At 69.7% G+C, this 12,408-nt stretch carries 13 protein-coding genes; 1 reads left to right on the forward strand and 12 read right to left on the reverse strand.

All coding sequences use genetic code 11. The annotated features are described in order from the left end of the window. Nucleotides 1-95 precede the first annotated feature (95 nt). Nucleotides 96-788 carry an O-methyltransferase gene (locus tag ACWZHB_RS04360; protein ID WP_427906637.1) on the reverse strand — a complete coding sequence of 231 codons (693 nt, stop codon included), beginning with the start codon at nt 786-788 and terminating at the stop codon, nt 96-98. 164 nt (nt 789-952) lie between these two features. Between ACWZHB_RS04360 and ACWZHB_RS04365 the strand changes: the two genes are divergently transcribed. Further along, a complete protein-coding gene (locus ACWZHB_RS04365) occupies nt 953-1,657 on the forward strand; it encodes a TetR/AcrR family transcriptional regulator (RefSeq protein ID WP_427906638.1) in 705 nt (234 codons plus the stop codon). A gap of 19 nt (nt 1,658-1,676) precedes the next feature. On the opposite strand, the gene ACWZHB_RS04370 is transcribed toward ACWZHB_RS04365, so the two are convergent. The 11 genes from ACWZHB_RS04370 to ACWZHB_RS04420 all read right to left on the reverse strand — a co-directional run bounded on the left by ACWZHB_RS04370 (nt 1,677) and on the right by ACWZHB_RS04420 (nt 12,248). Further along, on the reverse strand, nt 1,677-3,056 hold the full coding sequence (locus tag ACWZHB_RS04370) for an ABC1 kinase family protein (protein ID WP_427906639.1): 1,380 nt from the start codon (nt 3,054-3,056) through the stop codon (nt 1,677-1,679). 234 nt (nt 3,057-3,290) lie between these two features. Continuing rightward, on the reverse strand, nt 3,291-4,019 hold the full coding sequence (locus tag ACWZHB_RS04375) for a lysophospholipid acyltransferase family protein (RefSeq protein ID WP_427906640.1): 729 nt from the start codon (nt 4,017-4,019) through the stop codon (nt 3,291-3,293). A gap of 117 nt (nt 4,020-4,136) precedes the next feature. Continuing rightward, nucleotides 4,137-5,132 (reverse strand): ROK family protein, encoded by a 996-nt coding sequence (locus ACWZHB_RS04380; RefSeq protein WP_427906641.1) that lies wholly within the window; start codon nt 5,130-5,132, stop codon nt 4,137-4,139. Then, nucleotides 5,129-5,923: a hypothetical protein gene (locus tag ACWZHB_RS04385; RefSeq protein WP_427906642.1), complete on the reverse strand. Its 795-nt coding sequence runs from the start codon at nt 5,921-5,923 to the stop codon at nt 5,129-5,131. Before ACWZHB_RS04385 ends, ACWZHB_RS04380 begins: the two co-directional genes overlap by 4 nt. After that, complete coding sequence (locus tag ACWZHB_RS04390) at nt 5,913-7,193, reverse strand: ArsA family ATPase (protein WP_427909075.1); 1,281 nt, start codon at nt 7,191-7,193, stop codon at nt 5,913-5,915. The genes ACWZHB_RS04385 and ACWZHB_RS04390 overlap by 11 nt, the downstream gene beginning before the upstream one ends. Continuing rightward, nucleotides 7,190-7,627 (reverse strand): SRPBCC family protein, encoded by a 438-nt coding sequence (locus ACWZHB_RS04395; protein WP_427906643.1) that lies wholly within the window; start codon nt 7,625-7,627, stop codon nt 7,190-7,192. Before ACWZHB_RS04395 ends, ACWZHB_RS04390 begins: the two co-directional genes overlap by 4 nt. Before the next feature lie 142 nt (nt 7,628-7,769). Beyond that, nucleotides 7,770-8,162 carry a polyketide cyclase / dehydrase and lipid transport gene (locus tag ACWZHB_RS04400; RefSeq protein WP_427906644.1) on the reverse strand — a complete coding sequence of 131 codons (393 nt, stop codon included), beginning with the start codon at nt 8,160-8,162 and terminating at the stop codon, nt 7,770-7,772. Nucleotides 8,163-8,205: 43 nt separating this feature from the next. Then, nucleotides 8,206-9,333 carry a glycosyltransferase family 4 protein gene (locus tag ACWZHB_RS04405; protein ID WP_427906645.1) on the reverse strand — a complete coding sequence of 376 codons (1,128 nt, stop codon included), beginning with the start codon at nt 9,331-9,333 and terminating at the stop codon, nt 8,206-8,208. 44 nt (nt 9,334-9,377) lie between these two features. After that, a complete protein-coding gene (locus tag ACWZHB_RS04410) occupies nt 9,378-10,379 on the reverse strand; it encodes a peptidase MA family metallohydrolase (RefSeq protein WP_427906646.1) in 1,002 nt (333 codons plus the stop codon). A 9-nt stretch (nt 10,380-10,388) separates the two neighbouring features. Further along, a complete protein-coding gene (locus tag ACWZHB_RS04415) occupies nt 10,389-11,453 on the reverse strand; it encodes an NlpC/P60 family protein (RefSeq protein ID WP_427906647.1) in 1,065 nt (354 codons plus the stop codon). A 225-nt stretch (nt 11,454-11,678) separates the two neighbouring features. After that, nucleotides 11,679-12,248: a C40 family peptidase gene (locus ACWZHB_RS04420; protein ID WP_427906648.1), complete on the reverse strand. Its 570-nt coding sequence runs from the start codon at nt 12,246-12,248 to the stop codon at nt 11,679-11,681. Nucleotides 12,249-12,408 lie beyond the last annotated feature (160 nt).

Genomic DNA, 12,408 nt, shown 5'->3' on the forward strand with positions numbered 1-12,408 from the left:
AGCCTTACGGTGCGGCACCGGTCGTAACGCGCGGTCGTTAGCAAGGCAACGGAACATGAACGATGCCGTACGGCAGGCCGAACACGGTTGGCGCGTCAGAGCTTGACCGCCATCTCCAAACCTCCTTCGAACGGCAGCGTTTGGGTGGTGAACCCATTGACTGGATCATCGATGAAGTCGAACAGGTCGCGGTAGCTCGGTGGGCGGTTCTCGGTGTTGTCGACGATGACGACGGCGCCGCGGCGAAGGTGGGGTGCGATCAATTCGATCGCGGGACGGGCCATGACCGGCCAGATATCGATCAGGGCGAAATCGATGGGTTGATCGATGTGCTGAAGGGTTTCGCGGAGGTCGCCCTCGCGGAGATCGACGTATCGGTCGAGGTCGGCGGAGGCGAGGTGCTCGCGCGCACCGGCGGCCTTGGCGGGTTCGTGTTCGGTGCCGATGACCACGCCGGGTCGTCCGTCTTCGGTGGCGACCAGGTGGATCGCCTGGGCGAGATAGAGGGTGGAGACGCCGTACGAAGTGCCCACTTCTACCGCGCATTTCGCGCGGAGGGCGAGGCAGAGGCGGTGGCAGAACAGTGCCTTGTCGTGGTCGAGAGCGACGAATTTGTCGGCGAGGAAGCGGGTGGCGTCGTTGTCGATCGTGCCTGGATCGAGCGCTTCGCCACGTTCGGCGCGGGCGGTGAAATGGTCACCGATATCGACGATCTGGTCGGTGCTTCGCTGCTGCAGCTCGGCGATCAGCCGATCGAGGTGCGGGTTTCGCAGTTCGCTGTGTGTCACGGGGACAACCTTTCTTGCTGGAGATCTTTGCGCGGCACGGCGGCGGCGGTATTCCGGCGCGCGGCAGTTCCGCTGTCGTTCGGGGCGACCGGCCCCAGTCTGCGACGGCATCGCATTAATGTCAATGAGGTGTGAACATCAAGCGCCTGGGTTATCGTGCAGGAGTGCCGGACCAGCTATCACCAGGGCGTCAGCGCCGAAGTCCGGTCGCCCGCGGCGGGCGGCCGACGCTCAACGCCGACCTGATCGCCGCGGCCATGCTCGAGTTGGCCGGGCGCGACGGGTTCCGTGCGGTGACGATGCAGGTCCTCGCCGAACATCTCGGGGTGACCGTGCGTGCGCTGTATCGCCATGTCCGGGACCGGCAGGATGCCGTCGACCGGGCGGTCGAACTCTGGCTGGCGAAATGGCCTGAGCCCGAACTCGATCCGGGCGATTGGCGGGCGAGCTTTGCCGAGTACTGCCGCCTGCGACGCGAAACGAACCGTGCGCATCCGCGTGCGCTGCTCTTCTCGCTCGATGAGCAAGTCGGCGATGTGCGCCTGCACCCGAGGCGCCTCACCGCGCCCGACGCCTTCCTCGGCTTCCTGACCGGCCTCGGCCTGAGCATGCCCGACGCGCTGTTCGTGCACCGCGACCTGACCCTGCGGCTGTACGCCTTCGCCCTACTCGTCGACTACCGCCATGACCTCGGTCAGCCGGGTGTCGACGACTCTCCGATGCCGAGGCGCTGGCTCGATCGCTTTCCCGACCTCGACGTGCCGCACCTGCGCGAAGCCATGGACGTTCCCCGCACCGACCCCGATGAAATGTTCGACCGCATGGTGGACGACATCGCCCACACCATCACCCGGCTCCGCGAGCGCTGAGCTGGGTGATGGGCTCCGCCTACAGCCCCGCCGCCGCGGCGGTTTCGGGGTACCAGCGGGTGCATTCGGCGCGCAGGGGGACGGCAGTGTGGAGTTGGCACAGGACTGCCAGACCGCCGAGGAAGGAGCGCAGGATGGGGGTGTGGCCGGGGGGCATCGTCAGTTGGCGCAGGACGTTCGAGAGGCGGAGGTCGGTGGCGAGGCGGACCTGTTCGCGGAGCCAGGCGGCCGAGAGCGGGTAACTGGGGGCCAGCAGGGCCTCGCGGACCGGTTGAAGGCGGGCGGCGACGGTGGCGATGTCGAGGTCGCGGTCGGGGGCTACGAAGCCGTGGCGGCGCATGGCCGCCTCGAGGTCGGTGGGGGAGTCGGCGATGACCGCGGCGCCCACGTCGCTCGCGACGTCGAGGAAGGCGGCGGGCCAGGGGGTGCAGGCGCCGAAGTCGACGACGCCGAGGCGGCCGTCGGGCATGCGAAGGAAGTTGCCGGGGTGCGGGTCGCCGTAGACGAGGGCGGCGCGGGCGGGGGCGGAGAACAGGAAGCGCATGATCAACACGCCGAGGCGGTCGAGTTCGTCGGCATGGCCGCGAATGATCAAGCGGGACAGGGGAACACCGTCGAGCCACTCGGTGACCAGGACGTCGCCGCGCTGGGCGATCACCCGGCTCACCAGCACGTCGGCGTCGTCGGCGAAGGCCGCGGCGAAGGCGCGCTGGTTGACGGCCTCGCGGGCGTAATCGAGTTCGTCCCGGATCTCGTCGCACAGCGCCTCGACCACCGGGCGGGTGTCGGCGCCGGGCAGCAGCGCGGTGAACAGCGGGGTCGCGCGGCGCAGGGCTTGCAGGTCGGCCAGTACCGCGCGGCGGGAACCGGGGTACATGACCTTGACCGCGACCTGGGTGCCGTCGTGCCAGCGCGCGCGATGGACCTGGCCCACCGAGGCCGCGGCGGAGGCGCGGTCGTCGAATTCGAGGAACAGTGAACGCCACTGCGGGCCGAGGTGTTCGGCGAGTTCGGCGTGGACCGCGCTGGGCAGCATGGCCGGCGCCGAATCGTGCAGGCGCGCAAGGGCTTGGCGGTAGGGTTCGGCCAGGTCGGGGGCGAGGCCGAGTTCGAGCAGGCCGAGGAGTTGGCCCAGTTTCGCGACGCAACCCTTGAGTTCGCCGAGTACCTGGAAGAGGTGCTCGGCGGTGCGCACGCGGATGTCCCGGTCCACGTCGGCGGGATCGCGGCCCGCCGCGCGTTTGCCGAAGCCCGCGATGCGCCTGCCCGCGTAGGCGACCGGGACCGCGGCCAAGCGCGCGCTGCGTACTACCCGGCCGGTGGGCGGATTGCCGTCGCGTGGGAGTCTGCGCCGGGTGAACGGCACGACGCGACCCTCGTCGGATTCGCCTCCGGCCATGTTTACCTCGCTGTCCGCCGACGTCGCCACGTCTGGTGACCCACCTGCCCGTCGGCCAGTGCCTGGCAAAGGCTACCAATCGGGCGCGCGGGTGTCCGGGCAACGACAGACGATTGCGCATTGGCGACGGAGGCTCGGCGCATGAACGGTTCGGTGTTGCCCGGCACGTGACAATCGCGCGTGGGAGCGGAGCGGTCGGCGAGTCAGCTCATCATGCGGCGCAACAGGTTCGGCTCAGCTCGCCTTGGTTTCGGGGATCCGGGTGGCGTCGATCTGGTTGTCGGTGGGCGCGACGCCCTTCTTGAGGCTGTGGGCGTACACGTCGACGTATTCCTGGCCGGTGAGGCGCATCAGTTCGTACATCACCTCGTCGGTGACGGCGCGCTCGACGAAGCGGTTACCGCTCATCCCCTCGTACCGCGAGAAATCAAGGGGCGCACCGAACTTCAGGGTGACCTTCTGGCGACGCCACTTGAACGGCCCGGGCGGCGAGACCTTGTCGGTGCCGATCACCGCGACCGGGATCACCGGGACGCCGGTCTCCAGCGCGAGGCGCGCCATGCCGGTCTTGCCCTTGTAGAGACGGCCGTCGGGGGAACGGGTGCCCTCGGGGTACAGGCCGACGAGGCGACCTTCGTCGAGGAGCTTGGTGGCGGCGGTCAGGGCGTCCTCGGCGGCCGAGGCGCCGCTGCGGTCGATCGGGTACTGGCCGGTGCCGCTGAAGAAGAACTTCTGCAGCCGACCCTTGAAGCCGGGGGTGGTGAAGTACTCCGCCTTGGCCAGGTAGTTGATCCGGCGCGGGCTCAGCAGGGGAGCGAAGAGCCAGTCGGAGAAGGAGAGGTGATTGCCCGCCATGATGGCCGGTCCGTCGGTCGGAATGTTCTCGACCCCTTCGACCTCGGGCCGGTTGTACACGTGCATGAACGGCCCCACGAGAACGAACTTGAGCAGCCAGTAGAACATGGCGTCCTTTCCCCGGGACCGTGATGGTCGTGTAGAGCCTCGTCGGACAACGACTTTACCGCTGGTCGCAGGTCACAACCAACCCAGGATGGTAGCTGGACCACATGCCTGTGACCCTTATCTCGCCACGCGACCGGCCACCGGCACATCGACCGCCGCCCTGGCCAATTCCGCGGCCCCGATCATGCCGGCGGCCTCGCCGAGCTGGGTGGTGCGCAGCCGCGCCAGCGGCCGATGCCCGGCGCCGGTGACCGCATCGGCGTAGTGCTCGCGGGCCTCGTCGAGGAACAGCGGCGCCGAACTACTCACCCCGCCGGCGATCACCACGAGGTCGGGATCGAACAGGTCGCTGACGAAGGCGAGGCCGAGGCCGAGCCAGCGGGCGAAGTCGGCCATCACCCGGACGGCCAGGGGATCGCCGTCCTGGGCCGCGCCCGCGACCCGGCGGCCGGTGAGCGAACCCGGATCGCGGAGCACGTCACGGGCGAGCACCGAACGCACGGGGTCGGTGGCGAGCATCTCGATGGCGGTGTCGGCCAGTGCCGTGCCACTGCAGTAGCGCTCCCAGCAGCCGTGTTTGCCGCAGGGGCAGGCGCGACCCTCGGGGACGACCTGCAGGTGGCCGAGTTCAGGGGCGATGCCGTGACTGCCGCGATAGAGCCGACCGTCGATGAGCAGGGCCGCGCCGATGCCGGTGCCGATCGCGACGAGCACCACCGTCTGCCCGCCCGCCGCCGCGCCGAAGCGATATTCGGCCCAGCCCGCGGCGTTCGCGTCGTGTTCGAGGATCACCGGTAGGCGCAGGCGCGCGGTGAGCCGTTGGGCGACCGGGGCGTTCTGCCATGGCAGGTGCGGGGCGAACAGGACCGTCGACTGATCCGTCGAGATGAAACCGGCGACGGCCAGCCCGACCGCCGCGATCGGATGTCGCCGGGCCAGCTCGCGCACCGAGCGGTCGATCGCGTCCTCGAGCGCCCGCGCCGAATGCGGGGTCGGCGCCTGCACGGTGTCGAGCACCTCGCCCCCGGCATCGACCACCGAGGCGCGAATGTTCGTGCCACCCACGTCGATCCCGACGGTGAGCAGGTGTTGAGGGTCGATCCGGCTGGTCATCCCCGGATCGTCACCGGAATGTCGACGTATTGCGAGCGCGGCGCGCGGGCGGTGGCCGACCGATCCTCGGTGGGGCGACGGCGCTGGGACGTGTTGTCGGCTGCTGATGGCGCGGTGGTGGCGAAAGCGCCTGTGCCCGAGTCGGCCGCGGCTGCGTCGGCCGGCTCGGCAGCGATGTGGGGGGCCTGCGGCGTGCGAGCGGTGCGGGGAGCGGAGTACTCGTCCACTCTGCGGGGCCGCCGGGCGGCGGAGGCGTTCTGGCGGGATGTGCCCCGACGCGGGCCTGCGCCGACGTCGGCTTGTGCGGCAACTGTGCGCTGCTGCGGCCGGTCGGAGGTGGTGGAGCCGGGGTCATGGCCGCCGGTGGGAGCGGCCTGTGGCGATTGACCGGACGTGGCGTCGGGCTCGGCGGGGTACCTCGAACGCCCGCTGGCGTCGGTGCCGGGACGGGTGCCCGAATCCGGGTGTCCCGCAGCGTGATCGGCCCATTCCGGGGGCATCACCGGTTCGACCGGGATGCCGGCGAGGGCTTCGCGCAGGACGGTCACCATGGAGGTGCCGTGGTCGGCGAGGGCGGCGACGACGTCGTGGTGGTCGCCGCGGACCAGCGCGGCGGCCGCGCACACGGGGCACCAGGCGCAACCACCCAGGTCGGCCTGGCCGTCGGCCGCGGTGCGGCGCAGGACCGGTTCGACGCGGGCGAGTAGGACTTCGGCGAGTAGGCGCAGCTCCTCGGTGAACTCGGCGAAGCCGTCGTGGCCGTGGCGCTCGGACTGGGAGTCAGTGCTCATCTGCGGTGGCCTTCGTGTAGTTCGGATCGGCGGGCCACACCCGCGGATCGGGCCGGAAGCGGACCACGAGGTGACCGGTGTCGAGTTCGGCGCCCGCCACCGTGCAGCGTCGCAGCACCGGCGCGAGCCGTACGCGTGTGCGTACCCCGTCGGCTCCCACGATCAGATCGTCCTCCACTCGGCCCAGCCGCAAGGTGCTGGGATCGACCACCGGTAGCCGCATCCGCATCGCGTACACGGAGTCGACACCGGAGCCGGACTCCCATCGAACCATCGGTTCGCCCGAATCCGCTCCCTGAGCGTGCGGGGCGGGCAGCGTGTCGACCGAATAGGAGAACGCCGACAGCGAATGCACCCCCACCGGTTCGGCACCGGCGTGCTGGGCGATCAGGATCGGGACGTCGGTGAGTTGTTCGTGCAGCCGCGCCACCACTTCGAGTTGCTCGGCGCGGCGGTTGAGGTACCAGTGCACGGCCGGGTGGGCGTTGTCGCCGGGCGGGGGCACCGCGGCCAGGACCTTGTTGACCACGACGGCATCCATCCGCAGGCCGAGCAGCGCGGCCGCCGAACGCACTCGACGAGCCTCGGCGACGGCGACCTGTTCGGGGCCGGTGATCAGGCGGGCGCTCGTGCGGGTGCGGTCGGCGAGCAGATCGCGAACCTGCGTCACCGCGACCACGATCCGTTCGACCGCGGCGGCGAGCACCGCCTTGCGCAGATCGAGGCCGATCGCGCTCATCGTGCGTTCGTGCTTGGGCCACAGCCGCTCGAGATAATTGAGCATCGTGTCGGGGGCGGTGACGATGCGCAGCATGTCGGCCGAGGGCGGGCAATCGACGACGATGACGTCCCAGTCGTTCTCCTCGGCGTACTGGCCGATCTCGACCAGCATCAGCAGTTCCTGCACCCCGGGCAGCCCGGTGAGCTCGGCCGGATCCAGTGCGGTCAGGTCGAAGCCGTGATCGTGGCCACCGCCCTTGGCCAGCATCGCCACCACATCGCGGAAGCGGTCCTCGAGCAGGGCGAGGGAATCGATCTCGATCACCTCGATGCCGGGTGCCACCCTGGCCACCCCGGCGACGGTGCCCGGGTCGTGCGGGAAACGAAAACCGAGCGCGTCACCGAGTGAATGGGCCTGATCCAGCGAGGCGATCAGCACACGCTGACCGGAGCGGGCATAGGTCATGCTCGTCGCGCAGGCCAGCGTCGTCTTCCCGACACCACCCTTGCCGACGAACAGTTCGACGCGGGTACCGCCCGGGGCGCTCAGCCTTCGACCCGCTTCTTCAGCTCGTTGAGCGCGGTATCGGTGATGACCTTCTCGGCTTTGCGTTTGAACATGCCGATCATCGGGATGTTCAGGTCGACGGTGAGTTCGTAGACCACCTCGGTGCCGCCGCCCGGCCGGTCGAGGAGTTCGTAGCTGCCGTCCTGTGCCTTCTGCAGGTCACCCTCGAGCAGCCGCCAGCTCACCGCTTTGCCGTCGGCGCGCCAGGTGTAGGACAGCACGTAAGTGTCCTTGACGACGCCCGCGTCGAGCACGAACCGGGCGGTGGCCGCGCGCCCTTGGGCATCACGATCGATGACTTCGACCGACTTCGCGGCGGCCACCCACTCCGGGTAGGACTCCAGATCCGCGATAACGGCCATCACCTGCTGCGACGGTGCGTCGATGAGAATCGATCTCTGAGTCCGGTCGGCCATGGCAGCCAAGCCCTCTTTCTGTATCTTTGGCGGCTGGTGCCGCGGGTTCTCGGCGCTGAACTCCACCTCTTCCCTCCCTCCGGGCACTCCTTCGTCGCACCCTCCGGTCAGTCCAGAGGCGGAGGCGCGCCGAGAACGTGCCTCAGGTCGAGATGAAGACCGTGGGTGCGACGCCTGCGGGGCGACCGGCTTCCAGGCGTGCCTTGAGTTCGAAGGCCATGTTCCGGCCCGCGACCCGGCGGGCCCGGTTGGCCGCGGCCAGCGCGCGCGCCGACTTCGGCTCAGCCGCGGGTTCGGCGTGCAGGAAGTAGTGCAGGATCGCCCCGTCGGGGACGGCCTCGAGCCACACCTCCATGGTGCCGGTCAGCGCGCCCGCCACCGTCCAGCGGATGCCCTTGTCGCCGCGATCCTCGCGCACGTCGAGGCGCAAATCGGGCCACCAGCGGCGCCAGTTGTTCGCGGCGCTCAGCACCTCGGCGATCGCGGCGCCCGGTGCGGCGAGAAAGGTCTGATCTGCGACCTGGATACTGCTCACCTGGCTGAGCGTAGTTCACGCGACACCGGGCGCGGCCAAGGTGTCACCGCAGCAGTTCCCGCAAGCGGGCACCCTGACGGTCCCAATGCCAGTTCCGCTCCACCCACGCCCGGCCCGCGGCGCCCATCTCGGCCGCCTTGTCCCGGTCGGTGAGCAGCTCGACGATGGCGTCGCTGATCTGCGAGACCGACCGGCCGTGCACCACGATCCCGGTCTCGCCCTCGCGCACGGTCTCGGGGGCACCGCCGGAATCACCGGCCACGACCGGGACCCCGGTCGCCGATGCCTCGAGGAAGACGATTCCGAGGCCCTCGACATCGAGGCCCGCCCCGCGCGTGCGGCACGGCATCGCGAACACGTCGGCGATCGTGTGATGGGCGGCCAGCTCGCCCGAGGGCACCCGTCCGGTGAACACGACACTGTCCTGCACGCCGAGCGCCTCGGCCAGCCCGCGTAGCCGCGGCTCGTAGGGGCCACCGCCCGCGATCACCAGCACCGCGCCGTCGACGCGCTCGCGGATCTCGTTCATCGCCACGATCAGCATGTCCTGGCCCTTGCGCGGGACCAATCGCGACAGGCACAGCACGGTCGGGCGCTCGCCGAGCCCATAACGGGCGCGCAGCTCTTCCCGCGCGGCCGGGTCGGGCCGGAACTCGCCCGGGTCGACCCCCGGCGGCAGGTGCTCCAGTGCCGCGTGCGGACCGAAGGCCGAGGCGAAACGGCTACGGGTGTACTTGCTGACATAGGTCACCACGTCGGTGTGCTCGCCGATCGACCGCAGGATCTGGCGCGATCCGGGCAGCATCGACCAGCCGACCTCGTGGCCGTGGGTGCTGGCCAGGATGCGCTCGGCGCCCGCGCGCCGCAGCATCGGCGCCATCGCCGCCAGGGGCGCGGCCGCGCCGAACCACACGGTGTCGCAGTCGTGTTCGCGCAGCAGCGCGCCCGCCCGCTTGATCACCGCGGGGGTCGGCAGCATCAGCGTCGTCGGATGCCGCACCACCTGGAACTTCTGCGCGGCGTCGAACTTCTCGTGGCTGTCACCACGCCAGCGCGGCGCGTAGACCACCAGGTTCTCGGGCGGCAGCTGATTCGACAGTGCTTGCAGATACGACTGGATTCCGCCCGGCCGAGGCGGGAAATCGTTGGTAACCAGCAGAGTTCGGGCCATAAGAGAACAACCTAATCGGTCGGCTGACAGGTGGGCGGACGTGGTCAGACAGCGCGACCGCGCAGCCAGGCCCGCCAGCCGTCGAGCAGCTCGGCGCGCGAGGCTCCGAGCGCGGCGCTGAACGCGGCATCCTGCGCCGCGGGGGACTGCGGGCCGGTCGCCAGCCGCTTGTACAGCGTGATGAGGGCGGTGGTGCCGTAGCGATCGGCGATGAACGCGCAGGTGCTCCACGCGCTCTCGTAGGCGTAGGCCGCGTCGACCCCGGTGAAATCGGCGTCGGCGACCAGCTCGGTGGGCAGGGTGCCCGCGCGTAACCGCGTGGTCAGCGTGGGCGCGATCTGGGAGAAGGTGGTGGCCTGATCGCGCTGGGCGACGTACTCGGCGAAGCCCTCCAGCAGCCACAGCGGTGCGCCGTCGGTCGTGTCGGCCCTGGTGGCGACATGGGTCAGTTCGTGGCGCAGCAGCGTGGCCAAGCCTTCGTCGCCGACTCGGCGGCGCGCGTCGGGGTTGAACACGATGCGCTGGTCGGTGGGCTGGGTGCCGGGCGCGTAGGACCCGGTGAGCGACACGGCGGCCACGTCGGCGCCGGTGGCACCGGCGGACCTGGTCAGTGCGGTGAATTCGGCAGGCGTACTCGCCACGATCACGACGGGCGCGCGATTCCAGTCGGTGCCCCACACCGCGCTGACATCCGAAATGGCCTGTCCCAGTTGCTGTTCGAGAACCTCGAGGTCGCCGCGATGACTGGGATGGGCCACCAGCAGCGCCTCGGACGCGGCGACTTCACGCACCACGATCGGGCCGTAGGGCTGCAGGTCGCGGCGCACCGGGCTCAGCCGCGGGTTGTCGATGCCTTCGGAGGTGTCGAGCACCTCGGCCTCATCGGTGGCCAGCTGCAACCCACCTACGTTGCGCGGCACCAGGATCAGTGCGACGCACGCCCCGGTCAGCAGCGTGATCGAGGCGAGCGTGATACAGAATTCCAGGCGGCCGTTCGACGAGAACCACGAACGCAGGCCCGAGCGGGAAGACGACGGATCGGTCACCGGTCTGGCTCAGTATCGCCGGGCCGAGTGGTACGGGGTGGTGTTGATCGGCGCGACAGCGACCGGCACACCGAAGGTGGAGGCGTGCACCATCATTCCGTTGCCCGCGTAGATGCCGACGTGGGTGATGTCGGGATAGAACAGGATCACATCGCCGGGCAGCAGTTCGTCCTTGGACACCGGCGTGCCGTAGCCCGCCTGCTGGGAACTGGTGCGCGGCACGTTCTTACCGACCTGCTTGAACGCCCACTGCACCAGCCCGGAGCAGTCGAATTGATCGGGTCCGGTGGCGCCCCACACATACGGATCGCCGACGCGGGTGAGGGCGGCGGCCAGCGCGCTGGTGCCACTGCCGGGGACCAGCCCGGCCAGCAGCGAATCACGGTCGAAGCCGGGCGGGAAGGGTGAACCGGCCAGCGTCGACTTGTCGCGGGCCGAGAGCTGGCTCCATGCCTCGACCACGGAGGTTGTCGACGTGGCGAGATCCTGGCGCTTGCGTTCGACGTCGGCGCGCACGGTATCGGCGGCGGCCGTCGCGGTATGCGCGGCTTCGGCGGCGGTGCGGGCGACGGTGTCGGCCGCGGTGGCGGCGTCGGCGGCCTGTTTGAACTGGCGGACCGTGTCGGTGGTCTGCTGGGCGAGCACGTCCAGGGTCGACACCTTGTCCAGCAACTGCTGCGGCGAACCGCTCGACAGCACGGCGAACATGCTGTTGGTGCGCACGCCGGTATAGGCGGCCACGGCGGTGCGGTCGATCATCGGCTGGAACTTGCGCACTTCGGCGCGGGCGGCCTCGACGACGGCGGAGGTGGCGGCGACCTTGTCGTCGGCCTCGCGTTGCAGCGCGAGTTTGGCGTCGAGGTCGATCTGGGCGGTCAGGGCTTGCTGGTTGAGCTGTTCGGCCTGGCGCGAGAGGTCGACCATCCGGGAGATCGCGTCGGACGCGGTGGTCGGCAGGGCTACCGGATCGGCGCCGGAGGGACCGGCGGTGTAGATCGCGCACACCAGGATCGCGGCGGACAGGGTTCCGGCGAAACCACGCGTCGCGCGCGAATTCCGGTGGTGTCCAGTCACAGTGGCCCGTGCCCCGTTCTCTCGTTGTCCGCCGATACAGCGCAATACCTGAGCGCGATCTCCTCGTCAGCCGAGAAGGTCTCGATCAGGTTACGGAACCGCACGCGTGCGTGTCCAGTAAAGATACGTGCGCCGTCCAACCCAGTGGACGGCGCACGTACCCCCGACGATCAGTGCCGTGACGGTGCGCACTTCCCCGTGAATCGCGCATCGACCGGCCTGGAATCAGAAGCGGCGAGCGCCCGCGAAGGGCATCGAGGAGACCGGCGCGAGCTGCACCGGCGTGCCCGAGGTGGCGGCGTGCACGACATTGCCGTCGCCGGCGTACAGGCCGGAGTGGCCGCCGCCGTAAAACGACACCATGTCGCCGGGCTGCAGGTCGTCGATCGAGACCGGGGTGCCCGCGCCCAGCTGGGCGCCACTGGTGCGCGGCAGGTCCATGCCGGCCTGGGCGTAGGACCACTGGACCAGACCCGAGCAGTCGAAGGCGTTCGGGCCCGCGGCGCCGTAGACGTAGGGCGAGCCGATCTTGCTCATCGCGGCATCGAGGGCGATGTCGGCGGTGGTGGCGCGCGGCGCGGTGAAAACCGGCGGCGCGGACGGGATCTCGATACCGGGGACACCCTGGGGCAGCGGAATCTCGTTCGGCACCTCGAAGGTGCCGATGCCGGGCACGGTCACCGGCGTCGCCGATGCCGGGGCGGCCGGCAGGAGGAACGCGCCGATGGTGGCAGCGCCGACGGCTCCGACGGCAACGGCACGCAGCGCCTGACGCTTGACGGTGTTGTTCGCCATGATGCGGTACTTCCAATCTGCCCCACGACGACGTGTCCGTATGACGCGGCGGGCTTCGTCTCGTCGGCCGTTTCCGGTCGGCGGGACTCCGTGAGGTCTCGAAAAGGTTACGAAGACATCACGGGGGTTTGTAAAGTCGGACATCGGTCCAAAGGGGTTT

The sequence above is a fragment of the Nocardia sp. FBN12 genome, from assembly GCF_054031145.1.

Excerpts from the sequence above, each read along its gene's own strand:
- ACWZHB_RS04375 (WP_427906640.1), bottom strand. The coding sequence starts at position 4,019 with ATGTTCTACTGGCTGCTCAAGTTCGTTCTCGTGGGGCCGTTCATGCAC.
- ACWZHB_RS04385 (WP_427906642.1), bottom strand. The coding sequence starts at position 5,923 with ATGAGCACTGACTCCCAGTCCGAGCGCCACGGCCACGACGGCTTCGCC.
- ACWZHB_RS04370 (WP_427906639.1), bottom strand. The coding sequence starts at position 3,056 with ATGGCCGGAGGCGAATCCGACGAGGGTCGCGTCGTGCCGTTCACCCGG.
- ACWZHB_RS04380 (WP_427906641.1), bottom strand. The coding sequence starts at position 5,132 with ATGACCAGCCGGATCGACCCTCAACACCTGCTCACCGTCGGGATCGAC.
- ACWZHB_RS04420 (WP_427906648.1), bottom strand. The coding sequence starts at position 12,248 with ATGGCGAACAACACCGTCAAGCGTCAGGCGCTGCGTGCCGTTGCCGTC.
- ACWZHB_RS04395 (WP_427906643.1), bottom strand. The coding sequence starts at position 7,627 with ATGGCCGACCGGACTCAGAGATCGATTCTCATCGACGCACCGTCGCAG.
- ACWZHB_RS04405 (WP_427906645.1), bottom strand. The coding sequence starts at position 9,333 with ATGGCCCGAACTCTGCTGGTTACCAACGATTTCCCGCCTCGGCCGGGC.